We start from the raw sequence: 26778 nt of genomic DNA, 5'->3' as shown, positions 1-26778 counted from the left end.
CGGCGGGGTGCCCGGCATGACGAGCGCGGTGGGCGCACCGACGGCCACGGCGAGCCGGCTGCCCTCGCTGACCGGGCTGCGCTGGGTGGCCGCGATGCTGGTCTTCGGCTACCACGCGGGCACCATGCGGATCGTCGGTGAACCGGACTACCAGGCGGTCGTCGGCGGCGTGTTCACCCTGGGCCTGTCCGGGGTGCAGTTCTTCTTCATCCTCAGCGGGTTCGTGCTGGTCTGGTCGGCTCGCGACGGGGACAGGCGGCGCGACTTCTGGCGGCGACGGCTCGCCAAGATCTACCCGAACCACCTGTTGACCTGGGTGGCGGCCCTGCTGGTGATGTGGTGGTTCGCGGACACCATCGTGCCCCGCGCCGCACTGGAGAGCCTCCTGCTCGTGCAGGCCTGGGACCCGACGCCCGGCTACTTCTACGCCATCAACACGGTGAGCTGGTCGCTCTCCTGCGAGCTGTTCTTCTACCTCTGCCTGCCCCTGGTGCTGCCGGCCCTGCGCCGGGCCCGCGCCGGCCTGCTCTGGGCGGTGGTGGCGGCGGTGCCGCTCCTGATCGTGGCCCTCTGGCCCGGGCAGGCGCTGGTGCCGGAAGAGAGCACCTGGTGGTTCACCCAGATCTTCCCGGTGGTCCGCTCGCTGGAGTTCTGGCTGGGCGTGGCGGCCGCCGAGCTGATGCGGCGGGGCCGCTGGCGGGGGCCCGGCCTGCCGCTGGCCAGCCTCATCTTCGTGGTCACCTGGGCGGTGGCGGCGCAGTGGATCCGCGCCGAGCTCTGGGCGGCGATCCTGTCCGTGGCGTACATCCTGGTGATCACCGCCGCGGCGGACGCCGACGTGCGCGGTCTGCCCTCGCCCTGGCGGCACCGCCGGCTGGTCTGGCTCGGTGAGGTCTCCTTCGCCTTCTACCTGGTGCACGTGCTGGTGATGGTCACCGTGCTGCGGGCCACCGGCCACCTCGGCGTCGGGCTGCCCGGCTGGTGGGGACCGCTGGCGGTGCTCGGCTTCCTGGCCGTGAACCTGGTGCTGGCCGCCCTGCTGCACCGCTGGGTCGAGACGCCGATGATGCGCCGCCTGGCGCCCCGTCGCCGGCCCCGCCCCGCCCCGTCCACCCTGGATGCTCAGACCGCGCCGACGCCGCCGCCCACGCCGGCGCCGACGCCGCCGCCCACGCCGGCGCCGAGGGCGGCCGCCGACGGCGCGCCGGCCGGCCGACCCATCGAGTACGCGGGCCCGCGCGACCCCCACTGACCCCACGTCCACCCTGGCCGACGCCCGGTCCGGTCCGGTTCCCGTGCCCCTCGCGCGGTTTGCGGCGTGTCGCGGTGACGTTCGTCGCGGAGGGCGCGACACGCCGCAAACGGGCGGACGCTCGTCGCGACGCACGTTGGTGAGCGCCGCGCCGACACGCCCGGCGACGCTGCGATCACCCGGCATCGGCGGTAGCGTGGTGCCGTGCTCCCGGTCCCGCTCACCAGTCCTCTGTGGTGGGTGGCGCGCTGGAGTTCCCGGCTGCTGACCGGCCTCGCCCTGGCGGTCGCGCTCTCCGTCGGCGGTCCGGCCGTGCCGGACGCCGGCCCGCTCTCCGCCGCCCCCAGCCAGGCCGGCGCCCCAGTCCTCGCCGATCTGGCGGTGCCCGACGGGTCCGCGGTCCGCGCGGCCGCCGTCCCCGCCGTGACGCTCGCCGTCGGCAACGACCAGAGCGAGGGCCGCGCATTCGTCGCCCCGCCCGCTCCGGTCACCTCGATCGACCCGGTGGGCCGGCCGGCCCATGCGGTCACCGCGCCGCTGCTGCCCCTGACCGGGCAGGCCGCCGGCACGACCGGTCCCCGCGCCCCGCCGGTCGGCTGACCGCCACGCGGGGCCACCCGCGACCGCGCCTTCGAGAACCTCACCACCGCACCCGCCCCCCGGCACGCGGCGCCGCCCCGGCCTCGCCCCGTCGCTCCCCGGGCCGGTGTGGAACTCCTCTTTCCGCATCCCGCTTCCGGGAGGTGCCCACCGTGAACACCGTCCTCTACCAGTTCCTCGTCGAGGTCCCGACCGCCGCCGCCATCTGGTCGGCCCTGCTCGTGCTCGCCCTGACCGTGCTCACCGTGCTGGTCGCCCGCCCCGAGCGGGACCCGGCCCCCGGCGAGCCGGTCGTCGACCCGGCCGTCGACCCCGAGACTGAGCTGGCGGACCTGCGCCGGTACGCCGAGGAGGTCGCCGTCGCGGCGGCGGGCGCCGCCCAGACCGCGCGCCGGTGGCGGGACGCCTGGCTGGCCGCCCAGGAGGAGGTGGACCGGGCCTGGGCGGAGTACGACGAGGCGGAGACCGCCGCCCGCCGGTTCACCGGCGCCGCCGCGCTGCCCGCCCCGCGTACCCCGCGTACGCCGGCCGAGTACGCGGGCCGGGAGCGCTGGCTGCACCAGGCGGCGGTGGCGGCGCACTGGCGCGGCGAGCTGCCGGTGGAGCGGCTGCGGGACGTCTTCGCGCACCGGGACGGTTGGGACCCCCGGCGGCACCCCGTCGAGCAGGAGGTGCTGCTGGCCCGGTCGGTACGCGACGGCCGGCGGGACGCGTACCGGGCGGCGGCCGGGCGGGAGCGGTCGGCGTGGCGGGACGCGGAACTGGCCGCCGAGGCGGCCCGCACGCTCGCCGTCGAGGCGTACGCGGCGGCGGAGCGGCTGCGTCCGGCGCGGCTGCCCGCCCAGCGGACGGCGACGGCGACGGCGCGGACCGCGCTCGCGGCGCGGTGGCGGCCGGCCCGGGTGGGCTGAGGACGCGACCAAATTGTTACCCGTATTTCCGTGAGTCGCGTCACGGCAATCGAGAAACCGGTCATCCGGTCACAGCCGGTGACATCGATCCCGACGATCGGCAGGGTTTGCCGCCGCGCTGTCCGGTTGTCGCCCGGCGGTCCCGGAACAACCGCCTGTCCCATTGAGTGACGTCAGTGCCGAACTGTACGGCAAATTTGTCGCCCTGATCATGTTTACGCAGCTGGTGGCGCTTGGCCGACACGTGACCGACCAGTAGTGTCGCCCGGGTCCGGTGCGGTTTCCGATCGCAAGAGGCGACGCCGCGCCGACCCGCTCAATCGTGATTCCACGAACCGGGGACCCATGCACGTCCGGGGTGAATCCGCGGGCCACGGCCCGTGGTAGGGCGCTCTTCCCGCCCGAATCCGTCAGCTAACCCGGTAGGCGGTGTCGGAAGGAGTTCCCACTTTTGCTGCCCCCTCGCATTCCTCGGCTCTCTCTCCACCTCGGTACCGGGGTGTTCGTGCCGGTCCGCCGCGCCCTCGCGCGCTGATCCCGGCCCCACCCCGCCGCCCGGCCACTGACCGGGCGCACCCCCGCCGAGCGGCCTCGCACACCGGTTCTGACACCGCGCGTGACGTCCCGTCACGCGCCGGTCCGGCACGCCGCTCCCGCCCTCGTACCGTGGAGGAAAACACGTGAAGCACCCCCTGAAGCGGCAGCTGCGACGCCTGGCCACCGAACGGTCGTACCAGTTGGTCGCCGGCTCGGCCGCCGCGCTCGTGCTCGTCTCCGGCGCCAGCACCCTGCTCGCCGACGAGGCGCCCGCCCGCCAGCAGACCTCGGCCGCGGTCGCCGAGGTGGCACCCCGGCTGGACGACGTCGCGACCCGCAGCCAGGCCCGCGTCGCCGCCCCGTCCGCCAGCCCGTCGCCCTCGGCCAGCCCTTCGCCGTCGGCGAGCGCCACCAAGGCCAAGGCGGACCCGGACCTGACCCGCAAGGCGGCCCCCAAGCCGCCGTCGACCAAGGTCCTCCGCTACGACTACCAGGCGCAGACCACCTTCTACAACTGCGGTCCGGCGGCGGTGCGCAACGCGCTGAGCGCGACCGGCATCGAGCGGACCCAGTACGAGCTGGAGGGCCCGCTCGGCACCACCGAGATGGGCACCAACTCCGCGCTGGACACCACCCGGGTGCTGAACCAGTCGGTCAAGGGCGACCCGTACCGGACCCGGATGTTCCGGGGCACCCCCAGCTCCGCGCAGATCGACCGGCTCCAGGCCGACGTGGTCGCGGCGATCACCGACGGCCGGGGCGTCGTGGCGAACATCGCCGGCACCGCCACCGACACCGACGGCGGCTGGCACTCCTTCCCGGGCGGCCACTACATCGCGGTGGTCGGCTACAAGAACGACGGCCGGACGGTCCGGATCGCCGACTCGGCGAACCCGAGCCTGCCGTCGTACTGGATGAGCACCATCGACCTGGCGAACTGGATCGCCACCCGCGGCTACTCCGCCTGATCCATACCGTCGCTCGGCCGGGCACCGGCTCCCCTCGGGGGCCGGTGCCCGTCGCCGTTGGCGCGGGTCTCGCGCGGCGGAACCGGGCGGTGGCACACTGCGGCCCATGACCGACGACTCGGGTACCCGCCGGCTGCTGGTGCTGCTGCACGGGATGGGCGCCACCGGCGACGTGTGGTTGCCCTGGGCGCCGCTGCTGGAACACCGCTGGCCGGGCCGCTGGTTGGCGCCGGACCTGGCCGGCCACGGCTTCTCGCCGCCGCTGCCCGGGTACTCCTTCGCCGGGTTCGCGAAGCAGGTCGCGGCGGGGCTCGGCCCGGTTGCCGAGGGGGCCCGGCCGGGTGACCGGCTGGTCGTCCTCGGCCACTCCCTCGGCGGGGTGGTCGCGCTGGCGCTGGCCGCCCGCGCCGCCGGGCTCCCGGTGGACGCGGTGGTCGGGCTGGGCATCAAGGCGGTCTGGTCGCCGGCCGAGCTGGCCCGGGCGCGCGAGCTGGCGGAGCGCCCGGTGACCTGGTTTGCCACCCGGGACGAGGCGGCCCGCCGCTACCTGAAGGTGGCCGGCCTGGGCGGGCTCTTCGCGCCGGAGCACCCGGTGGTCGACGCGGGGCTGCGTGCCGAGGACGGCCGCTGGCGGCTGGCCATGGACCCGGCCGCCTTCGCGGTGGGCGCGCCGGAGCTGCCGGCCCTGCTGGCCGCCACCGACGTCCCGGTGCTGCTGGCCCGGGGCGAGCACGACCCGATGGTCAGCGACGCGCAACTCGCCGAGCTGGGCGTGCCGGTGGCGACCCTGCCCGGCCTCGGCCACAACGCGCACGTGGAGGACCCGGCGGCGGTGCTGGCCCTGCTCGACCCGTACCTGTGACCGGTTGCGGACGGCGGGCGTCGCCGCCGTGGGTGGCACGCGACTAGGGACTACCTGCCGACCCGGAGGTTCGAGCTCGTCGTCCACACCGGACGTTGCCACGGCGCTTGGTGTACCGCAGGACGTTGTCCGCCACTGACCGCTATCCGTTCGTGAGGCCTGGCCAGGGATAAAGCCCCGTGTGACCTCTTCGGTGTGAACTCTCGGCGAGCCGGTCGGGTCGGGCCTGATGCGAGGTCAGACGGCCTGGTGACGCTCGTCTTGGTCCCTTTCGGCGGCCTTGGTTGCTGTACTTCGTTGCTGTACTGCTGGCGTCGATCGGTCAGCCTCCCGGGTCCAGCCGAGGAAGCGGTGGTGCAACGCGCCGGCCGGCATGCAGGGCATGTCTTCGGCGGCCTGGACGAGGTAGGAGCCGAGGTAGAGGGCCAACGACACGGGGGCGTCTGCGTACTCCGCCCGCAGCTCACGCTTCCGGGTCGGGCAGGGCCAGGGCAGGTCGCAGCCGCCGCAGCTCCAGATCGGCATGACTGGGCCGTGGGTGGTCACTCTTGGCCTCCAAGGAAGCGCGCGGTGATCGTTCGGGCCTGCCGGCTGGTCGCGCAGTTCACCTGCCAGCACGGGTACGGAGCCAGCCGCGACCACCACGCGCGGCAGCCAGCGCACATGCCGTCGAGTCCTCGGACGTGCACCGCGAGGATCGTCTGCTCCTGGCGGTCGTTCACTGCTCCCCCTCCCCGGGCCAGTGGCCTCGGTTGATCGGGATCCGGTGCCGGGCATGACAGGGCAGGTCGGCTCCGCAGCGGCAGACCCGCCGCCATCGCCGCCAAGACCAGACGGGCCGAAGCCGCCGCGCGAGGGTCATGGCGGCGGCGAGCAGGTACTCCTCGTACGAGACGCGCCGCACCGGATCTCCCTCGTCAGTCACGAGGGCACGCTGTCTCGCCCCCGGGGGTTGAGAGGGACGCGGCGACCAGGCCAATCCACACCGCCCGCCGCATCCCGTGAGGAGGAACGTACGCAGCGTGGTCGGCGTGAATGGGTAGGGTTCGTACCCCTTGATCAGGCGACGAGGCCGACCTTCAGCGCGAGGTCATGCACATCGCCTCGCAAAGAGCGCGGTCCGTCCAGTAGATCGAGGGTGATCTGCCTGGCGTAGCCGTTGAAGCGGATCGTCTCCGGCGCGGACTCGTATGCCTGACGAAGAGTCGCCACAGTGGCCTCGTTGTCGCCCTTGCCGTAGTGGCCGCGGGCCACCTCGATCAGGTGCCGGGCACGGCGCGGTTTCGATGGGATCGCCGCCGGGTCAAGGCGATTGGCCTGTCGCACCGCCTCACCGGACTTCTGAAGCTCGACGGCGACGGTCACGGCGTGGGCGCCCATGATGACCCGCGAGAACGAAGTCTGCGGCTGGTAGAAGTTCTCCGGCAGCCGCTGCGCCACCCGGTCCGCACGGTCCCAGTACCGCCAGGCGCGACCGTCCTCACCGGCCCGAGCGGCGGTATAGGCAGCTTCAAAGTTCAGGGCGCCCCAGAGAGCGAGCAGGTTCGGGTTCGCGTCGGTCGTTCGGGGTTTGAGCGCCGAGACCACGTCGAGCGTCACCGCCATGCCGGTGTCCCAGTCCCCGGCGTCCCGGTGAACCTGGCACAGGAACCATCCCGCGCAGGCCAACGCCTCCGGATCTCCCGACTCCTGCGCCGCCACCATCGCGCGGTCAGCTACGCGCCACAGCAACTCGGCGGCAGGCTGGTAAGCAAGGAACATCTGGGCCAGGCCGAGCACTTCGGCAAGCAGCGCCTGAGCCTGACGACGCTCGTCACCCTCATACGTCAGCGCGGCGCGCTGAGCGTCCCGGACCAAATCCGGCAGCAGAGCGCCGAGCACCGTTCGATGGTCTGACGCCTGATGACGGGCGCGCCAGGCTGCGGCGAGCCGGCCCTTGATCTGCTGTAGCGGTTGCGGTGACATGTCGTCGGACAACGCGAAGCGGTTGACGGCGTCGCGTACCGAGGCGAGTGCTGGATGCTCGGGCCCGTTGACGACTCCAGATCGATCGCTCAACTCCCCGATCAAGGCGGACACGTCGACCTTGAGGGCGCGGGCGATCCGATCGAGCATGTGGACACGCGGCGGCAGGATGCGATCGCTCTCCACGGCCTTGACCCACTCGGCGCTACGGCCTACTAGCCCCCCGAGCACAGCGCGGGTCTTGCCCGAGCGCTCACGGTAGACCTTGAGTCGCTGCCCAAAGGTCAGCCCCGGCATGGGATCCATCCCGGACCTCCTCGTAGCGCGGGATGCCTCGCCGGCCTGTCGACCGCCGTCGTGCCCCACGGTACCCACGGGCTCCCCACCGGGTAACCCTTCGCGGCACCGACATGCGGGCTTATCAACTCGTCGACCGTCTCGCGCTGACCCCCGTCGGGGGGAGCCGGACACCTGTTGTCGACTCATGCCGATCGGTGTCGAGCTGTGCCGGTGAGCACCTGGCGGGAAGCGTCCTCTGACGCGTCGTACTGGCCTGGATCGAAGGGCTTGCTGCCTCGTCGCTGCCTCCGGCCTCGGCTTGGCCGTGGCGCTGACCTAGGGCGACGGTCAGCTTGGGAGGCGGGTTCGCCGCCTTCAGGGGCCAGCCCAACCATACGGCCACGTCTGATGGCGAGAAGCAGGAGAAGATGGGGGGATGATGCAGGGAGGAATCCCCGACGCTGGGATATCGAACGGGCGATTGCCAGATCTTGCCTGGCATCACTGGGAGGACGGAAGGATGGTTGTATTCCGTCCGAACGTTAGCCGCCGAGCCGGCGCGCCTCCTATCCCTGAGTCACCCGCCACGCGGCGTCGAGCTCGATGGCTGGTCGTTGGATTTGTCTCGCTTGCGGGCGTGGGTGTCGGCGTGTTTGTGGGTGGTGTGCGCCTGCTGGCGTCAAGCCGATTGGTCCTTGGGATCGCGGCCCTGGTCCTGGGTTTAGTATCGGCAGCGATCGGGGCGATATCTGCCTATTTCGTGTTGTTGCCTCAGCGCGGCGCGTCGGTACTCCTGGCGCCGCAGCAGGCAGCAGAGTTCCGGTCTATCTTCGGCGAGGCTCGATCCTCACTCGGAGCTAGGCCCAACCGGTCGGCCGAGATTAAGGTAGCCGACGAGTTGTGGCAGGTCGCCCTACGGCTACATCGACGCCTGCCGGCCTATCCCGAGCACCGAGGGCCTCGACCGACTCATCGAGGTTCCTGAGAAGGCATCGAGGTCGAAGTAGTTTTTGGCAAGACGCGGAGCCCATGCGCGGCGCTGGGAGAGGTTCCGGCTTGAACCCCTAACCCTGCCTTGCAAAGGCGGCTCGATGTAGTCGCCGCAGGCCGATCGATGGCAACGACTGGCGTTGGAGTCAGGGACAGCGTGCCCCTGTGCCAGCGGTTGTCGGTCGTTGTCATGCCTTTCGCTGACTCCTCGCTGACGGCGGCTACATCCACCGCCGCCGGCAAGGTGGCTTCTGACGGTCCGGTACGCAGGTCGTCAGCCTCGCCCGGCCGGCGGAGGGCAGCGAAGGGACCAGTAGTGCGAGAATTGATCAATGCGGTACTTCAGTGCGACTGGTTGGACGGCGATCTTTACCGGGACGGAGACCGAGAGCGGACGCATGCGACCAGTGGAGGCGTGGGATCCGGCTACTGGGGTGGCGCTTGTCGTGGATCCTCAACGTGGTGCGCTGCGACCCGTCACCGGCTGGCCGGATTTCTCCCATTTGGAACGTGGAGAGCGTGTTGTGGGCGTCATACCTGGGGGTGGATGGCGTGCCCACTGGAACAGTGGGTACGACGGCAGCACGCCGCTAACTGAGGCGGTACTTGCTTGGCTTATCCATAGTGATGGTCGAGCTACTCCGATCAGCGTTGACCCCGATGGCGCAGTTGATGCAGCGGATTTGGCGGACCGCATTCTCGCGCCCGAACAGGGTCTGGAGTGAGTTGGTAGCAGCCCCATCGCTCTCACCTGCCGCTATCCCGATGCTCCTATGGATGTCAACTGCGACCCCTTGACCCCCACGCAACCAACACAGCTTGCTGACCTGCATGGCCGCGTGCGCGCAGCTGCGGAATCCGTCCACGTCGGTCCGAGGAAGTCCACGGTCGCTCACACCGGTCGTCACCCAGTTAGTCACTCACCCGCTCGCTGCGCCAGTCGGACGCGTCGCAGACCAGCGGGTCACGGTCGGAGTACAGCGCGACTGCAAAGCCGCTGACCTGGCTTGCTCCGTCAGTCGATGTCAGGCGGACTCCGTAGACCAAGAACGTGCCGTCGAGACTCGATCGTCGTTCCGGCTCTCCGAGGCGAAAGCGCGCAAGCGGTGGCCGACTCCGTAGGAACTCCTCGTGCTCGGCCTCGGAGTAGCCCTCCAACACGTCACTGCAGAGCAGCAGGTAGGCCCTATGGAAGTCCTCGTTGCGGACCCGCTCCAGATAGGCCACCAGCACCGTCTGGGCCTCAGCAGCCTCAACTGCCTGTCGACGGTCCACGTACAGGCCCCAGCCATAGCCGGCCGCCACCAGCAAACTGCTCGCCTACCTGCGCAAGGTGCACGGCCGGGTGATCCGCATCGGCCGCGAGGCCCTGCGCTAACCCCGGGCCCAGTGGCGCCCGCAGGAGCGCGCGCACAACCGACAGATGCGTCACAAGTGCGCGTTTTACGCGTTCGGGTCCCAGTCTGCGAGCTGCTCCATCGGCTCGGTGTCGCCGGTGGTCTCCAGGCCGTCGAGCGGGACGCGCTCGTAGAAGTAGAGGACCAGTTCGCTCGCTGCGCCTCGCATCGCCATGTCGCCCGGCTCCGCGTCGGCGGCGAGGTCGTCGCAGCGGACGCCGTCGGCGTTGAGGGCCAGGCGCCAGGAGCGGCCCTCGGTCGTGTGCAGGTCGATGGTCGCCGGCTTGAACGGCCAGGGGACGGTCGTCGCCGAGACGGTCGTCAGGAACTCGTCGACGCCCTCGACCGCGACGTCCGTCGGCAGCGGCTGTGCGGCCCCCTGGGTGAGCTGGGCGTCGTAGGTGTGGACGGCGATCTCCTGGATCTGGTGCCGGGCCACGGCTCCGCTGGTCTCCGGGGCCTGCGAGCGGCCCCACCAGGTCCAGCAGCCGCGGTCCGGGCCGGCCTCGCGCATCGCGTCGAGCATGAGCTCGGTCGACTCGGCGAGCCAGGCGTCCAGGGCTTCGCGGTCGCGGGGCGCGGTCGGGGCACCCTTCGGGTCCGTCCTCGCCGGGGGCTCAGCGCCCGGGCCCGCCGCGATGATGGCGGCCTGGCGGCGGCGGCCGTCGCCGAGGTGCTGCGCCAGTTCGCGCAGCGTCCAGTCCGGGCAGGTCGGGACCTGGACGTCAAGGTCGGGGGCGGACGCGATCGCGGCGCGGAACGCGGCCGAGCGGTCTTCGATCAGCCGCAGGACCTCGGGGAACTCCAAAATGTTTTGCACCTCGGTTGTGTATCACTGCGCTCCGGCCGCCGGGTAGCGAATTTGTCGGACGAACGCGTCGACAGCCGGGCGGAGCGCCGGCGCCGAAGCCGTCCTGAAACTCCGCGCACTGCTCCACATATGCCGCTTGTGGGTTTCCCAGCTAGCGCTGGCAGCCGGCTTCGACGTGCACAGGGCCTTTGATGCCAGAATGAAGCCGTGGGAACTGGCCCAGACCCGACCGCGGAGTGGTGGACAACCTCCGACGTAGCCGCATACCTAGGCGTCAAGGTGGCGACCGTGACGAATTACCGGAAGCGGGGCCAAATGCCGGAGCCTGACGCGACTCGAGGGCGGTGATCTCCTCGGTGAGGGCCGTGATCCGGCGGGCGAGCCCGACCAGGGCTGCCGCGGTGGCGTGCTCCGGTTCGTGAAGTCTGGCCGGGTCGTAGGTCAGCGCAGCGCAGCGGCTGACCAGCACGGCAGCGCTGACCTTGGTCAGGTGGGCGCGCAGAGGTTTGGGGGGCGGCGGCGACCAGGCGCCAACAGCATCCAGACCGCTTTTGAAGGCAACGACCGCAAGAAGGCCCGTAGGGATATCTCCTTCTCATCCGTGCCCATAAGTGCCTCGTTCTAGGGAGCAGTCGCGCCGGCTCTCAGCTCCAGCATGATCTGGTCTTCGCCATCGGCATCTGACCGAAGGCGCGCTGGACTAGCCGGACCGGAGCCGGTGGACGCGCCCCGGGCCGACGTTCAGGCGGTGGGGGAGAGGGATGACCCCTCCTGCGCCACCGCGTCGGCGGCGCGGGGCGACGGGGGCTCCCAACCCGGCTCCAGCTCGCGCCGGGCCGCCTCGAGAAACCCCTCGGCGTACGAGTCGGCGGGGAAGTCGCCGAGGTAGCGGCGGCGGGTCTCCCACCGGGCCGAGGCCAGCGGATCGGTGTCCAGCAGCTGGGTCAGCACGTCGTCCACGTTGGACATGTCCCGCCGCAGCACGTAGCCGGAGCCGGCGAGGGGGAACCGCGCCACGAAGTCGTCGCCGTCCACTCCCATGTCGGTCACCGCGTACGGCTTGCCGGAGTAGAGGAAGTCGGAGATCACCCCGGAGACGTCGGAGACCAGGGCGTCCGCCCGGTTGACGCACTCGACCAGGGACAGCTCCCGGCTCGCCGCGGCCCCCCACAGGTGCTGCCGGCCGGTGCCGGCCCGGTCGGCCGCCAGCAGCTCGGTCAGCCGGGCCAGTTGCCGGGCCGAGGCCGGGTTCTGCGAGGTGTACGGGTGGGCCCGCAGGATGACCGTCGCCCCCCGGTCCAGCAGCCGGCGCAGCAGCGTCTCGGCCACCGGCAGGGAGCAGTAGTTGGCGTCGGCGTGGTGCCCCGTCCAGGTCGGGGTGTAGAGCACGGTCGGGTGCGCCAGGCCGGTGACCGGCTCGGTGCGTACCTCGATCGCCTCGACCTGCGGGCGGCCGACCACGACGAACTTCTCCGCCGGGATCTCCACGCCGGCGCGGGCGTACCGTTCGACGGCGGCCGGACCGGCCACGAAGATCCGGTCGAAGATCGCCGACACCGGGTTGGCGCTCGGCGCCTTGTCGCTGTCGCCGTGGTGCAGCTGCACGTGGGTGAGCTGGGAGAACCGGATGCAGTGGCTGTTCTTCGCGCCGTGGTTGACGTAGAACGCCACCCGCAGGCTCGGCACCAGCGTGTCGTCCATCGCCTTGAGCGTCGGGCAGTAGACGACGGGGGCGCTCGTCGCGGCGGCGACCGTCGGCAGGAACTCCGGCTCCCGCAGCAGCACCATGAACGGCCGGCCGAGCCGCTCCAGGTACGGCAGCCACATGGTGACCTGGTACTCGGAGCCGGGGGGAGCGGAGAAGTAGAGCAGGAACTCCGGCTGGTGCGCCCGCAGCGCCCGGGCGACCGGCCCGCCGCCCGCCGCCGGCCGGAACCGCCGGCGGGCCAGGTCGAGCCCGACCGCCGCGCAGGCGCCGGCCACCAGCAGGCTGGCGGCCAGCGCGACGACGGCGGGCAGGGCGAGCGCGGCGCACACCGCCACCACCCCCAGCAGGGCCAGCAGCGCGCCGCCGAGTCGCGCGGCGACCAGCGGGGTCCAGGTGCGCACCGGCAGGTTGCATGCCCGGATCTCCAGGTCGCCGGCGTCGCGCAGCGGCCCGACCAGCAGCACCACGCCGAGCAGCGCCAGCGCGGTGAGCACCAGCGCCGGGTCGAAGCCGCCGTCGAGCCGGCGGGCGTACCCGACCAGGATCCCGGCGGCGAGCAGCACCGACTCGGCGCTGATGTCGGCGCCCGGGCGGACCCGGCGCTCCGCCGTGGCCGCGACGAGCGCGGCCACCGCCAGCGCCAGACCCCAGCCGGTGGCGCCGGTCAGCGCCACCACCAGGAACGCGACCACGGCCAGACCGGTGGTCAGGCACCGCGCGATCAGTTTCCTGACCAGGTCACCACGCATGTCGCCCACTCGCCTCCGGGTCGCGGGTCAGCCGGCGTCGACGCCGCTGGCCAGCCGGTCCTGGTCGGCGGCGGTGGGCTGTGCCGGCACCGGGGCCGGCTCGCCCGGCGCCCGGCGTACGTCGATCACCTGGCCGGTCAGGTCGGAGATCAGCACGTCCAGTGAGGACTGGGCCACCGTCTCGGCGGCGAGCAGCGTGTGCTCGGGCTCCTCGCCGAAGGCCTTGGTGCGCATCGGGGTGGCGGTGCGCTCCGGGTTGATGCAGTTGACCCGTACGCCGAACTCGGCCCACTCGTCGGCCAGCGCCTGGGTCAGGTTGACCAGGGCCGCCTTGGTGGCGGAGTAGAGGGCGTACTGGGCCCGGCCCCGGGTGTAGGAGCTGGACGTGTAGAGCAGCAGCTGACCCTTGGTCTGCTGCAGGTACGGCAGGGACTGCCGGGCGGCGATGACCGGGCCGACGAAGTTGACCTGGAGCACCCGGTCCATCGTCTCCTGGTCCATGTCGGTCAGCGAGCCCTTCTCCAGGATGCCGGCGGTGACCACCACGTGGTCGATCCGGCCGGTGGCCTCGAAGGCGGTCTTCAGCGCGGCCTCGACGTCCTCGGCGCGCTCGACGTGGGTGCCGGTGGAGGAGCGGCTGAACGGGAAGACCTGGGCGCCGTAGCGGCGGGCCAGCTCGGCCAGGTCGTGGCCGATGCCGTAGCTGCCGCCGAAGATGACGATCGTGCGGCCGGCCAGCTCCTCGGTGTAGCTGCGGTGGTCGGTCAGCCGGGGCGCCTGGGCGGCGGCGAGCTGGAAGAGCTTGTCCGCCAGGTGCACGTCGACCGGGTGGGTGACCTTGATGTTCTCGTCCGAGCCGTCGATCACCTTGATCGGCGTGCCGGGCAGGTAGCGCAGCACCACGCCGCAGTCGTCGGTGGCGGCGAAGTCCGGGTCACCCTCGGCCCGCCGGTACGCCTCCCGGATGGTGCCGGAGCGGAACGCCTGCGGGGTCTGGCCACGGCGCAGCGTGGCGCGGACCGGGATGTCGGTGATGCACTCGTTCTCGTCGACCTGGATGATCGTGTCGGCCGAGGGGATCGCCACGTCGACCGCGGAGTAGGTCCAGAGCGCATTCACGCACTCGCGCACGATGCGGGCGCTGACCAGCGGCCGGACCGCGTCGTGGAAGAGGATGTTGACGTCGCCCTCGCCGACCGCGTCCAGGGCGATCCGGGTGGTGGCGTTGCGGGTGTCGCCGCCCTCGATCACCTTGCTGACCTTGCGGAAGCCGGCCTTGTCGACGATCTGCTGGGCGTCGGCGACGTGGCCGGTGGCCATCAGCACGATGATCTCGTCGATCTCCGCCGCGGCCTCGAAGACGGCCAGGGTGTGCTCGATGATCGGCTTACCGGCGATCTTCAGCAGCTGCTTCGGGATGCCCAGGCCGAGCCGGGTCCCGGTGCCACCGGCCAGCACCACCGCCACCGTCCGCGAGGGCCGCCACGGCGCCGGGGTCTCCGGTGTGGCGTCCGGGCCAGTGGTGTGGTCCTGCGTCATTGCCGATCCTCACTTCCAGGAATGCCTGAATGAAAGATTGCGCCCGAGTGGCGGCGGGTTGAACCTTAACGCGGACCGCGCCGTCCCAACGGGGCGACGCGGTCCGGGATGTTACTTACCGTTCGAGAACGCCTCGTATGCCCGGATGACCTCGTCGGTCGGCCCGTCCATCCGCAGCACGCCCGATTCCAGCCAGATCGTCCGTTCACAGGTGTCCCGGATCGAGGAGAGCTGGTGGCTCACCAGGAACACCGTGCCGGCGCCCTCCCGTAGCTCGCGGACCCGCTGTTCACTGCGCTTGCGGAAGCCCTTGTCGCCGGTGGCGAGCGCCTCGTCGATCAGCAGCACGTCGTGCTTCTTGGCGGCCGCGATGGAGAAGCGCAGCCGGGCCGCCATGCCGGAGGAGTACGTCCGCATCGGCAGGCTGGCGAAGTCGCCCCGCTGGTTGATCCCGGAGAACTCGATGATCTCCGGGGTCATCCGGGCCACGTCGTCCGGGTGCATGCCCATGGCCAGGCAGCCGAGCGTGACGTTCCGCTCACCCGACAGGTCGTTGAGCAGGGCGGCGTTCACGCCGAGCAGCGAGGGCTGGCCCTGGGTGTAGACCGCGCCCCGGTTCACCGGCAGCAGGCCGGCGATGGTGCGCAGCAGGGTGGACTTGCCGGAGCCGTTGCTGCCGATCAGTCCGATCGCCTCGCCCCGGTACGCGGTGAAGGAGACCCCCTTGACCGCGTGCACCTCCTGGATGTTCGGTGCGGAGGACCGCTTCACCAGCCGCCGCAGCGCGGCCACCGGCGTGCTGCCCCCACCGGCACCCTTGTGCACCCGGTAGATCACGTGCGCGTCGTCCACCACCACGGTGGGGATCCGCTCCGTCAGCCGGGGCAGCGTGACGGTGACGTCGTTGGACGCCTCGAAGTGGTCAACCACGGCCGTACTCCTGTTCGCCGCGCCAGAAGTAGATGAAGCCCCCGACACCCGCCAGCACCGCCCACGCCGCGCCGACCAGCCAGAGCTGGGCCAGCGACTCGTTGAGCAGTGGCGCCTGCTCGAGCAGGGAGTAGCGGGCCAGCTCGATGTAGACCAGCATCGGGTTGAACTGGACCACGGTCGTCGCCCAGCCCGGCAGCCGCTCGAAGAGGCTGACGCTGTAGAGGACGCCGGAGCCGTACATCCAGGTGCGCAGGATGAAGGGCATGACCTGCTTCAGGTCGCTGGCCTTCGAGCCCATCCGGGCGACCAGCATCACGATGCCGGCGTTGAAGATCGCCTGGAGCAGCAGCGCCGGGACCACCATCAACCACTTGAGGGTGATCGGCTCGCCGGTCGCCAGCACGATCCCGACCAGCACGACCATCGAGGCCAGCAGCTGCTGGAACTGGGTGACCGTGGCGGCCAGCGGCAGGCTGGCCCGGGGGAAGTGCAGCGCCCGGATCAGCCCGAGGTTGCCGCTGATCGACTGGGTGCCGGCCAGCACCGCGCTCTGGGTGAAGTTGAAGATGAACAGCCCGGTGGTCAGGTACGCGATGAAGTTCGGGATCTGGTTCTGGGCGAGCACGATCCCGAAGATCAGGTAGTAGACCAGGGCGTTGGTGAGCGGGGTCAGCACCTGCCAGACCTGACCCAGCTTGGCGTTGCTGTACGACGCGACGAGCTTGGCGTTGGCGTACGCGGCGATGAAGTGCCGGTAGGACCACAGCCGGCGGCTGTATTCGGCCAGGGAAGGGCGCTCACCGGCGACCCGTAGTCCGTGCCGGGCGGCCAGCTGCGCCTGGGTCAGGCCCGTTTCGGGGTCGACCAGCGCGGTGTCGGCCATGGAAGGGCACTCCGATCTTTCGTGCCAACGGGATGCTCGCGACGATGGAATCTTACGGGGGAGCTGTTCGCGGAGGCCGCCTCGTCGCTGCGTGGACGGTAGTCCAAAACACGTCGGGACGCAACCGTACCGTCGTTGCGGTACATTGGCCCACGTGACAGCTGCGGAAGGTCCCCGATGACCAGCGAGAAGAGGCGTACGCCGGCCGGCGCCGCGGTGCTCCGGGGCGACATCACGAAGGCCATCCGGCGCGCGCTGATGCAGGAGCTCGCCGCGGTCGGCTACGGCCGGCTCTCGATCGAGGCGGTCGCCCGCCGGGCCGGGGTCAGCAAGACGGCCATCTACCGGCGGTGGAGTTCCAAGCTCGAACTGGTCCTGGAAAACGTGGTCGCCGCCGCCGGCAGCAAGCTGCCCGCGCTGGACACCGGCACCCTCCGCGGCGACCTGGCGCTGCTGTTCCAGGTGATGGCGCACGCGCTGAGCCACCCGCTGGCCTCGCAGATCATCCCCGACCTGCTCGCCGAGGCGGCCCGCAACCCGACCATCGACCAGACCCTGCAGCAGGTGCTCCGGGGCAAGCAGCAGGAGATCGGCGGCCAGCTCATCGGCCGGGCGATCGAGCGCGGCGAGCTGCCGGCCGGCACCGACCCGGACGCCGCGGTCGACCTGATCGTGGGGCCGCTCTACTGGCGGCTCGCCATCGCCCGCACCCCGCTCACCGACACCTACCTCGACACCCTCGCCGAGGCGGTCGCGGCCGGCCTCGGCGCCGAACCGACGCTGCCCCGCCAGCGCGAGGCGCCGGTGTCCGGCTGACCCGGAAGACACGAGTGAGCCCCGACGCGTCACCGCCACGCCACCTGTCGGACATCACAAAAAGGTGGTTCCGGCTACTCTGCAACCCGGACCGGAGCCGGGCCGCCCCGGTGGCGCCGCCCGCCGCATGCCTGTCGCGCACATCGCCCACACAACGACAAGGACGACCCGTGTCGAACGCCGACCACGTTGCCGTCGAGGAGCGTTCCGCCCCGCCGGACGCGTCTCGCGAGAGCCCGCAGGCGCCCGATCGGCGCCGGCTGTCCGCGCTGATCGCGGCGGCGCCCGCCGCCGTCACCGACGCGGGCGTGGTCGGCTTCGCCCTGTGGACCGTGCTCTACCACGCCGCGTTCCTGTTCAGCCTCCGCCCGTCGGTGACCTTCCTGATCTGGGTGGCGTCCGGCGTCCTGCTGGCCGGCTGGGCGGGGGTGCGCGCCTGGCGGCGCAGCGGCCCGGCCGCCGCGTCGACGCCGGTGGCGCCCGGCCCGGCCCCCGCGGCTCACCCGCGCCGCTGGGTGCTGCCGGTGGTGGCGGCCGCCGCCGTGGCGGCGATCACCGCCGGCCTGGCCGGCACGCCGGCCGGCGACGGCATCTCCTGGTGGGTGCCGGCCGCCGCCGGGATGGTCGCGGCCGTCGGCGCGATGCTGCTGACCCGGCGGGCCTGGCTGGCCGGGCCCGCGCCGGAGCCGGCGGCGCCCGCGCCGACCGCGCTCCAGTCGGCGTACGCGCTGCTGGTCTCGGTCGGGGTGGCGATCTCCTCGCTGTTCATCGCCCGCAACACCCCCGACGACGTCTACTACGTCGGCAAGTCGGTCTGGGTGGCCGAGCGCGACATCGTCCCGCTCAACGACTTCCTCTTCACCGAGAACGTCGCCCCGGCGATGGGCTCGCAGCCGCCGACCCCCTCCATCGAGGTGTTCGCCGGCGCGCTCGGCCGGGTGCTCGGCATCCACGGCGCCTCCGCGACCTGGTACGTGCTGCTGCCGGCGCTGGCCGTGCTGGCCATCCTGGCGCTCTGGCGGCTGGTCCACCGGTGGGCGCCCCGCCGCCCGGTGCTCGCCTTCAGCGTCGCCGTCGCCTACCTATATCTGGTGGCCGGGGCGGACGCCGCGCTGGGCACCTTCCACCTGCCCCGGCTCTACGAGGGCAAGGGCATGTTCGTCTCGGCGGTCATCCCGCTGATGTGGCTCTACCTGACCGAGTGGTTCGACACCCGCTCGCGCCGGTCACTGCTGCTGGTCTTCGCGCTGTCGGTGACCGCCGCCGGCCTGACCACCACCTCGGCGATCATCCTGCCGTTGCTGGTCGGCGCGGCGGGGCTGGCCATGCTGCTGGTCGGCCGCTGGAAGGACGCCCTGATCGGCGGGGTGGCCGCCATCGCGTACCCGGTCGGGGCGATCGTGGTGTCCCGGCTGGTGCTCGGCGGGATGACCGCGACCGGCGCGGACGACGCCTTCTTCGACGCCGAGTACACCTACCGGCGGACGCTGCTGGTGGGGATCGTCGGCGTGATCAGCGGCCTGGCGCTCTGGTGCGGCCCGCTGCTGGCCCGGCGCCGCACCCCGGCGCTGCTGGCCGCCGGCGCCACCCTGACGATGAGCGTGCTGCTGGTCCCCGGCGTGCTCGAGGTGCTGGGCGATCTCAGCGGCATCTCCGTGGTGCTCTGGCGGGTGCCCTGGCTGCTGGCCCTGCCGGCGCTGATCGGCCTGCTCTGCACGGTGGACGTTCCGTCACCCGCGCCGCTGCTGCGCGGCGCGGTCGGGGCCGTGCTCGCGGCGGCGATGGTCGCCTGCTTCGCGCTCTGGGCGACTCCGATGTGGTCTCCGGTGAGCTGGGTGCAGACGCACGACCGGCCCACCTGGAAGCTGCCCCAGCAGCGGCAGAAGATCGCGTTCTGGATCAAGGACCAGGACCGGCCGGACGGCTTCCTGCTCGCCCCGTCGGTGATCATGCGGACTTCGCTGATCGTCACCAGCGAGGTCCGGGTGGTCCTGCCGCGCGACTTCTACCTGGTCGAGTACGACCTCAACTCGGACTTCGCCAAGGACCGGCTGCTGCTCGCCAGGTTCGCCGACGGCCGGATCCAGCCCCCGAAGGACGAGGTGGCCACGGCGGTGCGGCGGGTCGGCGTGGGCACCATCTGCGTCTACAACAGCAACCGGTACGCCCGCGACACCGTGGTCGACCTCGGCTTTGAGGAGTTTGCCGCGCGCAAGGGGCCGGGGGCGATGACCTGCTACCGACCGGCCGCCTGAGCAATCCGACACCCACGCCCCGGCGGCGCGCCGGCCCGGGTCGCGGCGACGATGATCGTTCCCGACACCCGAGCGACGCCGGGGCATCCACTCGCGTTAAGGTCGCAGTCACCCGCAGCCGGGTCGAACCGGACACGGCGCGGGAAATACCACCCACGTCGCGGCGTGACGTCGACGACACGGGCAATGCCCGTCATCGATCTCATAGGAGCGTAACCGTTGTTCGGCACGTTTATGGAACGCACCGGCGTCGCCGCCCGTGGCGCGCTGCTGGTGCTGTCCTACCTGGTCATGCTCGTCGCGGGCGCCCTCGGCTGGGTGCCCGTCTTCGCCGTGGCCGGGCTGGCCGCCGTCGTCGGTGAGTTCGCCCTCTCCCGGTGGTCGCCGCCGTCGGACCTCCTGCTGGAGAAGGTCGGCCTCAACCGGGGCTACCGGCAGCTCAGCCGCGACCTGGCCACGGTGCTGCTGGTCGCCGCGACCGTCCGGCTGACCGCGATCGAGGTGACCTGGCTGCTGATCCTGCCGGCCGCGGTGTGGGTGATCGCGGTCTTCTCCGGCGCGCTCAACACGATGATCGACCGCCGTAACCCGATCTCCGCGCTGGTCCGCAACATCGAGCTGGGCCCGATCCGGTCCGCGCCGCGCCCGCCGCAGTGGGCGTCCGACCTCGCCGGCGTCCCGCTGGCGGTGGCGAACGTGCTGCTGATCCCGGCCGCCGTGGTGGCCGCGGTCCAGGAAGACGTCACCCCGGTCCTGGTCGTCGGCGCGGTGGCCGTCGTCGCCGCCGCGGCGGTCGGCGGGATCATCGCGCTGACCTGGCTGCGCGGCCGGGGCACCGGCAAGAGCCCGGTGCTGCCGGTGCTCCAGCGCTGGCTGGACAGCTACCGGCCCGAGGTGGCGCTCTACTTCGCCGGCCCCGCCAAGGACGTCTACCAGGCCAACATGTGGCTGGCCCCGACCGAGGCGCTGAACCAGCGCGGCATCGTGCTGATGCGCAGCAAGGAGGCCTTCCTCGAGCTGGCCGACACCCGGCTGCCGGTGGTCTGCGTACCGGCCGGGGTCGACTTCATGAACCTCGAACTGGGCACCGTCCGCGCCGCGCTCTACGCCGCGAACGTCGGCGCGAACATCCACCTGCTCCGCGAGCCGGGCATGAAGCACGTCTTCGTCGGGCACGGCGACAGCGACAAGCAGGCCAGCGTCAACCCCTACAGCAAGGTGTACGACGAGGTGTGGGTCGCCGGCCTCGCCGGCCGGGAGCGCTACGCCCGGGCCGGTGTCGGCGTACGCGACGAGGACATCGTCGAGATCGGACGGCCGCAGCTCGCCGGCGTGCACACCTTCGGCGCGCGCACCGAGGACCGGCCGTTCACCGTCCTCTACGCCCCCACCTGGGAGGGTTGGCTGGACGACGACCCGTACCACACCTCGGTGGTGCTGATGGGCGAGCGGATCGTCAAGGGACTGCTGGCCACCTCGCCCGCGGTCCGCCTGATCTACAAGCCGCACCCGCTGACCGGCTCCCGCTCCAAGGAGGCCAAGGCCGCGCACGAGCGGATCGTGTCGCTGGTCCGGGCGGCCGGCGGCGACGTCGACGCCACCTCGCTGGACGGCCCCGGCCACCGGGTGGTCACCGGCCGCGTCCCGGCGCTGTTCGACTGCTTCAACCAGACCGACCTGCTGGTCAGCGACGTGTCCAGCGTGGTCTCCGACTTCGTGCAGAGCCAGCGGCCGTACGTGGTCGCCAACCCGAGCGGGCTGCCCGAGGACGAGTTCCGCCGGGAGTTCCCGACCTCGCGGGCGGCGTACCTGCTCTCGGTCGACTGCGGCGAACTGGAGAAGATCCTCGCGCTCACCCGCACCGGCGACGACCCGATGACCGAGGCCCGGCGCGAGCTGAAGACCTACCTGCTCGGCCCGGCCGAGGCGAACCCGATGGACCGGTTCTCCGAGGAGATCGGGCGGCTCTGCCGCTGACCCAGCACACCACGAGGCCCGGGACGACGACTCGTCCCGGGCCTCGTCGGCTGCCGGCTCAGCGCAAAAGGTCGGCCACCGCCTCGGCGGCGGGGCACGTCCGCCGGCAGTTCCGCGACGCCGGTGACCGCCGCCAGCGGCAGCGCGCCGTACAGGTGCGGGAACCAGGCGCCGTCGCGGGACGGCTCCCAGCGGAGGTCGTCGCCGAGCAGGTCCGGGTCGACCGTGAGCAGGGCCAGCCCGGTGGCCCGGGCGTAGTGCCGCCGGGCGGTCTCCACGATCTGGTCCGCCGCCGACAGGTGCAGGAACCCGTCCTGGCGGTCCAGGGCCGAGGCGGGGACGTACCCGTCCACCCCGGCCCGCGCCCACTCGTCGAGGGTCACCAGTTTGTAGATCATGACGGCAGCGTACGGCCCGCTCCGGCGGCCCCGGGGCCGGTCGAGCTGTCCGGTGGCCGGACCGGGCCTCCCGCCCGTCGCGCTCTTCTGCCACCATTCGCACGTCATCCGTACGACGAATTGGGGGGTCACCCGTGCGCATCCTGCTGGTCGAGGACGACCGTCGGGTGGCCGCCGCCCTCTCCTCGGCGCTGACCCGGCGCGGGTACGAGGTCGAGCACGCGGCCACCGTCGCCGCGGCCCTCTCCGCCGCCCCCTGCGACCTGGTGCTGCTGGACCTGACCCTGCCCGACGGGGACGGCACCGAGGTCTGCCGGGAGCTGCGCCGGCGCAGCAGCCAGCTCGGCATCATCGCGGTCACCGCCCGGGGCGAGGAACGCGACCGGGTGCTCGGCCTGCGGCTGGGCGCCGACGACTACGTGGTGAAGCCGTTCTCGATGGTGGAACTCCAGGCCCGGATAGAGGCGGTGCTGCGCCGCGCGTCGCACACCGTGCCGGAGCGGGACCTGATCGAGGCCGGCGCCGTGCGCATCGACGTCGCCGGCCGTACGGTCACCGTCGCCGGGCGGCCGGTGGCGCTGACCCGCAAGGAGTTCGACATCCTGCTCTCGCTGGCCCGCCAGCCCGGCGTCGCGGTGCCCCGGGACCGGATCCTGCTGGACGTCTGGGGCACCACCTGGGCCGACCGGCACACCGTCGAGGTGCACGTGGGCTCGCTGCGCGGCAAGCTCGGCGAGCCCCGGCTGGTCGAGACCGTGCGCGGGGTCGGCTACCGGCTCCGCGGCGAGTGAGGGGCGGCCGGTGCGTCGCCGACTGGTGATCAGCTACCTGCTGCTGATGGTGCTGGTGCTGCTGGCGTTGGAGACCCCGCTGGCGGCCACCCTCGCCTCCCGGGAGACCGACCGGGTCCGCGCCGACCGGCTCGCCGACGCGACCCGGTTCGCCTCGCTGGCCGGGCCGGCGCTGCGCGGCGGCGTGCCCGGACCACTCAGCGGCGAACTGGCCGCCTACGAGGAGCTGTACGGCATCGGCGCGGCGGTGGTCGACCGGGACGGCCGTACCGTGGTGGTGTCGCCCGACTGGCGCGCCGGCCGGGACGCCGAGACGGCGCGCGACACGGCCCTGGCGGGCCAGCAGTTCAGCGGGCCGGAGGCGGTCTGGCCGTGGGTGGACGGCCCGCTGGTGGTGGCGGTGCCGATCAACGACGGTGGCGAGGTGCTCGGCGCGGTGGTCACCGCCACCCCGGCCGGCAAGGTCCGGCGCACGGTGACGGTCTGGTGGCTGCTGCTGGCCGGGATCGGCCTGCTCGCCGTGCTGGCCTGCGTCTCCACCGCGTTCGGGCTGGCCGGCTGGGTGCTGCGACCGGTGACCGAGCTGGACGCGGTGACCCACGAGATCGCCGAGGGCGACGGGGGAGCGCGGGTGCAGCACCGGCTGGGCCCGCCCGAGCTGCGCCGCCTCGCGGCCAGCTTCAACAACATGGCCGACGCGGTCTCCGACGTGATGGACCGGCAGCGCGCGTTCGTCGCCCACGCCAGCCATCAGCTCCGCAACCCGCTGACCGCGCTGCGGCTGCGGGTGGAGGAGCTGGGGCCGAGCCTGACCGACCCGGACGGCCGCGCCGAGCACCGGCTCGCGCTGGAGGAGACCGACCGGCTGGCGCTGGTGCTCGACGCCCTGCTCACCCTGGCCCGGGCGGAGCGGGAGGAGAACCAGCGGGTGACCGTGGACGCGGCGGAGGTCGCCGCCTCGCGGGTCGCCGCGTGGGAGCCGCTGGCCCGGCACCGTTCGGTGGCCCTCCGGCTGCGCGCCGGTGGCCCGGCGTACGCCAGGACCGTGCCCACCGCCGTCGACCAGGCCCTCGATGCGCTGATCGACAACGCGGTGAAGTTCAGCGGGGCCGGGGGAGAGGTCACCGTCACCGTCCGGTACGCCGACGGCGGCACCGCCCTGGAGGTACGCGACACCGGGCCGGGCATGACGCCGGGCCAGCTGGACCAGGCCACCGAGCGGTTCTGGCGGGCGCCGGACGCGCAGAACATCGACGGCGCGGGGCTCGGGCTGACCATCGTCGCGGTGCTGGTGGACGCCTCCGACGGGCGACTGACCATGCGGGCGGGGGAGCCCCGCGGCCTGGTCGCGGAGCTGTGGTTCCCGGCCCCGTGGGACGGCTCGACCAGCGGCGCCGAGGGATCGCCCGCCGCCCCCGACGGCCCCGCCCCCGACGACCCACCACCGGGCCCGGTCGACCGGCCACCGGCGTTGGCCGCCACCGGGCCCACCCCGGCGGACGCCCCGGTGCCGAAGCAGGCGGGCCCGGGGCACCCCGCCGAAGACGTGGGCGTCGACGGGGCGCCGGCCGGGACCTGAGCGGGTCAGGGTTTGACGGAGCGGTACCAGCCCGCCGCGCCCGGGTGCAGCGGCAGCGGCGCGGTGGCGATCGCCGAGCGGGGGCTCATCCGGCCGGCCGCCGGATGGGCCGCGGCCAGCTCGGCCCGGCGCTCCATCAGCAGCCGGGTCACCTCCCGCACCAGCGGCTCCGGCAGGTCCGCCCGGACGATCAGGTAATTCGGGTTGGCCACCGTGGTGACCGGGTCGAGGTGGTACACCGAGCGCGGGATGTCCCGCGACACGTACACCTCGCGGTAACTGCGGCGCAGCGGCTCGGTCCACTCGCCGAGGTCGACGACCCGGGTGGCCGAGTCGGCCGTCAGCTCGCGCACCGCGCGCACCGGCAGCCCGCCGGAGAAGAAGAACGCGTCGATCTCACCGGCCCGCAGCGCGGCCACCGAGTCGTCCAGGTTGAGGTGCTTCTGCTGGACCCGGTCGCCGCCGAGTCGGGCCACCTCCAGCAGCCGGGTCGCGGTGACCTCGGTGCCGGAGCCCGCCGCGCCCACCGACACCCGCCGCCCGCGCAGGTCGGCGACCGTCCGGACCGGGCCGCCGGCGGTGGTGACCAGGTGCAGCAGGTCGTCGTAGACCCGGGCCACCGCGAGCACCGACGGGTGCGAGGCGGGGCCGGTGGGCAGCACGTCGGCCTGGGTGAAGCCGAGTTCGGCCGCACCCGCGCCGACCAGCCGCATGTTCTCGGCGGAGGCGGCGGTGACCACCACGCTGGCCCGCACCTCGGGCAGCTCCCGGTTGAGGATGGCGGCCAGCGACTGCCCGAAGGCGTGGTACACGGCCGTCGCGCTGCCGGTGGCGATCCGGATCGGCACCGGCTCGGGCGGGGAATCGCGGCAGGCGCCCAGCCCGCCCGTCGACACGAGCAGCAGCATCAGCAGCGCCGCCGAGGCGGCGGCACGCCGCCGGCCGGGGACAGACCAGCAACGGCTCACGCGCAGCACTCTGCGCCGCGCACCGCCCCGGGCGCAAGCCCGCCCGGTCGGCGTACCGGGTCAGCGGGCCGGGGCGAGCGCCGCGCGGTCCATGATCCTGAGCCGGTCCGGGCCGTCGGCGACGCTGACCACGAAGCAGCCGGCACCCGGCCGGAGCAGGGCCGGCACGTCCAGCAGGGCGGCGCTACGGACCAGCACGGCGGCCAGCTCCCGGTCGGTCAGCCGGACCCCCAGGATGTGCCGGCGCACGTGCCGGCCGCCGGCCAGCAGCGCCGACCGCCAGGCCGCCGCGGCCAGCCGGGACCGCCAGGCGGCCCGGGCCGTCGACGCGCCGGGGGCCGGCCCGCCCAGCAGCTCCCGGCGGCCCCGCCGCCAGCCCGACTCACGCAGCTCCGCGTACGCCGCCCGGTGTTCCCGGGGCACGTGCAGCCGGTGCAGCTCGTAGCGGCGGCGCAGGCCACCGCTGACCACCTCGTGCTCCACCGGCACGGCCAGGCGGTTGAGCAGTTGCCGCATCCGCAGCGCGGCGTCCTCCCGGTTGAACTCCACCGGCCGGTACGGCTCGATCGGGCCGCGCTCGGCGGCGGGTGGGGGTGTGCAGCGGACCAGGCAGGCCACCTCGAAGGCGTCGCCCAGGGTGAGCCAGTCCATCGGCGGCGGGGGCGGCGGAACGGGGGGCCGGTCGAGCAGGGTGGGTTGCGGGGCCATCGGACCGCTCCTTGTCGGCGTCGGGGTCCCCATACCGTCACCCGCACGCGGGCCGGGTTCCACCGATCCGGCCCAGCCTTGAGGAAATCTTGCGGCTCGTCAGAGCTCGGTGACCACCACGTCGAGCTGCCGGGGGCGTCCGGGCGGCGTCGGTTGCTCCTCGACCGTGTACTTGAGGTCACGCAGCGCGGTGACCAGCCCGGCGGCGGTGCGCGGCCGGGCGCCGGCCACCAGCAGGTCGCGGACCAGCCGGCCCTTGGTGGCCTTGTTGAAGTGGCTGACCACGCTGCGGGTCGGCCCGGCCGAAGTGTCCCGCTCGTGCAGCACCCGCACCGTCACCGTGCGGCCGGCCTGCTCGCCGCGCGGCGCCCAGGTCGCGGCGTACGCCCCGGAGCGCAGGTCCAGCACCGGCCCGTCGCCGGCCGCCGCCGCCATCGCCGGGGCCAACGCCCGACGCCAGTACGCCGACAGCGCCCCCACCCCCGGCAGTTTCGCCCCGATCGGGCAGCGGTACGGCGGGATCCGGTCGGTGAGGCGTACCGCGCCCCAGAGGCCGGAGCTGATCAGCACGGTCCGGCGCGCCGCCCGCTGTGCCGGGGCCGGCAGCGAGGCCAGGTCGAGCGCCTCGTAGAGCACCCCGGTGTAGACCTGCCCCGCCGGTGCGGTCGCCGCCCGGTCCAGCCGCGCGTTGCGGGCCAGCTCGCCCCGCTGTCCGGCGCTGAGCCCGAGGGCGGCCAGCGCCGCCGCCTCGTCGCCGCCGCTGAGCGCGATCAGCGCGGTCAGCACCTCCTGGCGGGCGGGGGTCAGCTCGGGCAGGGAGAGCCGGGTCAGGTCGAGCCGCCGGCCCGTGCCGGCGTCGGCCTTCCCCTCGGAGGGCGGCAGCAGGATGAGCACGCCGCCAG

The 26778-nt window shown here is 72.7% G+C and carries 21 protein-coding genes, 2 pseudogenes and 1 riboswitch; of the genes and pseudogenes, 10 read left to right on the top strand and 13 right to left on the bottom strand.

Annotated features, from left to right (window positions below; all coding sequences use genetic code 11):
- Positions 1–16 precede the first annotated feature (16 nt).
- From M2302_RS09245 to M2302_RS09225, 5 genes are all read left to right on the top strand, one after another.
- Positions 17–1252 (top strand): acyltransferase, encoded by a 1236-nt coding sequence (locus tag M2302_RS09245; protein WP_280837493.1) that lies wholly within the window; start codon positions 17–19, stop codon positions 1250–1252.
- 204 nt (positions 1253–1456) lie between these two features.
- Entirely contained in the window at positions 1457–1852 is a 396-nt protein-coding gene (locus M2302_RS09240; protein WP_280837492.1) for a hypothetical protein, read from the top strand.
- A gap of 152 nt (positions 1853–2004) precedes the next feature.
- Positions 2005–2763, top strand: coding sequence for a hypothetical protein (locus M2302_RS09235; protein WP_280837491.1), 759 nt, complete (start codon positions 2005–2007; stop codon positions 2761–2763).
- Between the two features lie 303 nt (positions 2764–3066).
- Positions 3067–3207, top strand: a riboswitch (cyclic di-AMP (ydaO/yuaA leader).
- A 236-nt stretch (positions 3208–3443) separates the two neighbouring features.
- Positions 3444–4268, top strand: a complete 825-nt coding sequence (locus M2302_RS09230) for a C39 family peptidase (RefSeq protein WP_280837490.1) — start codon at positions 3444–3446, stop codon at positions 4266–4268.
- A gap of 106 nt (positions 4269–4374) precedes the next feature.
- Positions 4375–5130: an alpha/beta fold hydrolase gene (locus tag M2302_RS09225; RefSeq protein WP_280837489.1), complete on the top strand. Its 756-nt coding sequence runs from the start codon at positions 4375–4377 to the stop codon at positions 5128–5130.
- Between the two features lie 237 nt (positions 5131–5367).
- Here M2302_RS09225 and M2302_RS09220 read toward each other — a convergent pair whose 3' ends face one another.
- The 9 genes and pseudogenes from M2302_RS09220 to M2302_RS09185 form a co-directional block, all read right to left on the bottom strand.
- Positions 5368–5676, bottom strand: coding sequence for a hypothetical protein (locus M2302_RS09220; protein WP_280837488.1), 309 nt, complete (start codon positions 5674–5676; stop codon positions 5368–5370).
- Positions 5673–5996 (bottom strand): annotated as a pseudogene (locus M2302_RS33075) (hypothetical protein); the annotation flags it as partial. The pseudogene M2302_RS33075 and the gene M2302_RS09220, both read right to left, overlap by 4 nt.
- Before the next feature lie 193 nt (positions 5997–6189).
- A complete protein-coding gene (locus M2302_RS09215; RefSeq protein ID WP_280837487.1) occupies positions 6190–7401 on the bottom strand; it encodes a helix-turn-helix transcriptional regulator in 1212 nt (403 codons plus the stop codon).
- 1875 nt (positions 7402–9276) lie between these two features.
- On the bottom strand, positions 9277–9669 hold the full coding sequence (locus tag M2302_RS09210; RefSeq protein ID WP_280837486.1) for a hypothetical protein: 393 nt from the start codon (positions 9667–9669) through the stop codon (positions 9277–9279).
- A 138-nt stretch (positions 9670–9807) separates the two neighbouring features.
- The gene (locus M2302_RS09205; protein WP_280837485.1) at positions 9808–10581 is read right to left on the bottom strand and encodes a maleylpyruvate isomerase N-terminal domain-containing protein; all 774 of its coding nucleotides are present in this window, start codon (positions 10579–10581) and stop codon (positions 9808–9810) included.
- 732 nt (positions 10582–11313) lie between these two features.
- Positions 11314–13029: a CDP-glycerol glycerophosphotransferase family protein gene (locus tag M2302_RS09200; RefSeq protein ID WP_280837552.1), complete on the bottom strand. Its 1716-nt coding sequence runs from the start codon at positions 13027–13029 to the stop codon at positions 11314–11316.
- Positions 13030–13056: 27 nt separating this feature from the next.
- The gene (locus tag M2302_RS09195; RefSeq protein ID WP_280837484.1) at positions 13057–14568 is read right to left on the bottom strand and encodes a bifunctional cytidylyltransferase/SDR family oxidoreductase; all 1512 of its coding nucleotides are present in this window, start codon (positions 14566–14568) and stop codon (positions 13057–13059) included.
- Positions 14569–14679: 111 nt separating this feature from the next.
- Positions 14680–15498: an ABC transporter ATP-binding protein gene (locus tag M2302_RS09190; RefSeq protein WP_280837483.1), complete on the bottom strand. Its 819-nt coding sequence runs from the start codon at positions 15496–15498 to the stop codon at positions 14680–14682.
- On the bottom strand, positions 15491–16384 hold the full coding sequence (locus M2302_RS09185; RefSeq protein ID WP_280837482.1) for an ABC transporter permease: 894 nt from the start codon (positions 16382–16384) through the stop codon (positions 15491–15493). Before M2302_RS09185 ends, M2302_RS09190 begins: the two co-directional genes overlap by 8 nt.
- A gap of 216 nt (positions 16385–16600) precedes the next feature.
- Here M2302_RS09185 and M2302_RS09180 point away from each other — a divergent pair, with 216 nt between their 5' ends.
- From M2302_RS09180 to M2302_RS09170, 3 genes are all read left to right on the top strand, one after another.
- Positions 16601–17200, top strand: coding sequence for a TetR/AcrR family transcriptional regulator (locus M2302_RS09180; protein WP_280837551.1), 600 nt, complete (start codon positions 16601–16603; stop codon positions 17198–17200).
- A gap of 170 nt (positions 17201–17370) precedes the next feature.
- On the top strand, positions 17371–19455 hold the full coding sequence (locus M2302_RS09175; RefSeq protein ID WP_280837481.1) for a DUF6077 domain-containing protein: 2085 nt from the start codon (positions 17371–17373) through the stop codon (positions 19453–19455).
- Positions 19456–19689: 234 nt separating this feature from the next.
- A complete protein-coding gene (locus M2302_RS09170; protein WP_280837550.1) occupies positions 19690–21432 on the top strand; it encodes a CDP-glycerol glycerophosphotransferase family protein in 1743 nt (580 codons plus the stop codon).
- On the opposite strand, the gene M2302_RS09165 is transcribed toward M2302_RS09170, so the two are convergent.
- Positions 21360–21830 carry a DUF952 domain-containing protein gene (locus M2302_RS09165; RefSeq protein ID WP_280837480.1) on the bottom strand — a complete coding sequence of 157 codons (471 nt, stop codon included), beginning with the start codon at positions 21828–21830 and terminating at the stop codon, positions 21360–21362. The genes M2302_RS09170 and M2302_RS09165 overlap by 73 nt on opposite strands.
- A gap of 134 nt (positions 21831–21964) precedes the next feature.
- Here M2302_RS09165 and M2302_RS09160 point away from each other — a divergent pair, with 134 nt between their 5' ends.
- On the top strand, positions 21965–22621 hold the full coding sequence (locus M2302_RS09160) for a response regulator transcription factor (protein WP_088962950.1): 657 nt from the start codon (positions 21965–21967) through the stop codon (positions 22619–22621).
- A 10-nt stretch (positions 22622–22631) separates the two neighbouring features.
- Positions 22632–23990 (top strand): annotated as a pseudogene (locus tag M2302_RS09155) (HAMP domain-containing sensor histidine kinase); the annotation flags it as partial.
- Positions 23991–24205: 215 nt separating this feature from the next.
- On the opposite strand, the gene M2302_RS09150 reads toward M2302_RS09155, so the two are convergent.
- From M2302_RS09150 to yaaA, 3 genes are all read right to left on the bottom strand, one after another.
- Positions 24206–25108, bottom strand: coding sequence for a TAXI family TRAP transporter solute-binding subunit (locus M2302_RS09150; protein ID WP_280837549.1), 903 nt, complete (start codon positions 25106–25108; stop codon positions 24206–24208).
- A 120-nt stretch (positions 25109–25228) separates the two neighbouring features.
- The gene (locus M2302_RS09145; RefSeq protein ID WP_280837479.1) at positions 25229–25876 is read right to left on the bottom strand and encodes a hypothetical protein; all 648 of its coding nucleotides are present in this window, start codon (positions 25874–25876) and stop codon (positions 25229–25231) included.
- 99 nt (positions 25877–25975) lie between these two features.
- The gene (yaaA, locus tag M2302_RS09140; RefSeq protein ID WP_280837478.1) at positions 25976–26770 is read right to left on the bottom strand and encodes a peroxide stress protein YaaA; all 795 of its coding nucleotides are present in this window, start codon (positions 26768–26770) and stop codon (positions 25976–25978) included.
- Positions 26771–26778 lie beyond the last annotated feature (8 nt).

The sequence above is a fragment of the Micromonospora sp. A200 genome, assembly GCF_029893845.1.
GTDB lineage: Bacteria > Actinomycetota > Actinomycetes > Mycobacteriales > Micromonosporaceae > Micromonospora > Micromonospora purpureochromogenes.
This window is presented reverse-complemented; position numbering and strand designations above follow the sequence as displayed.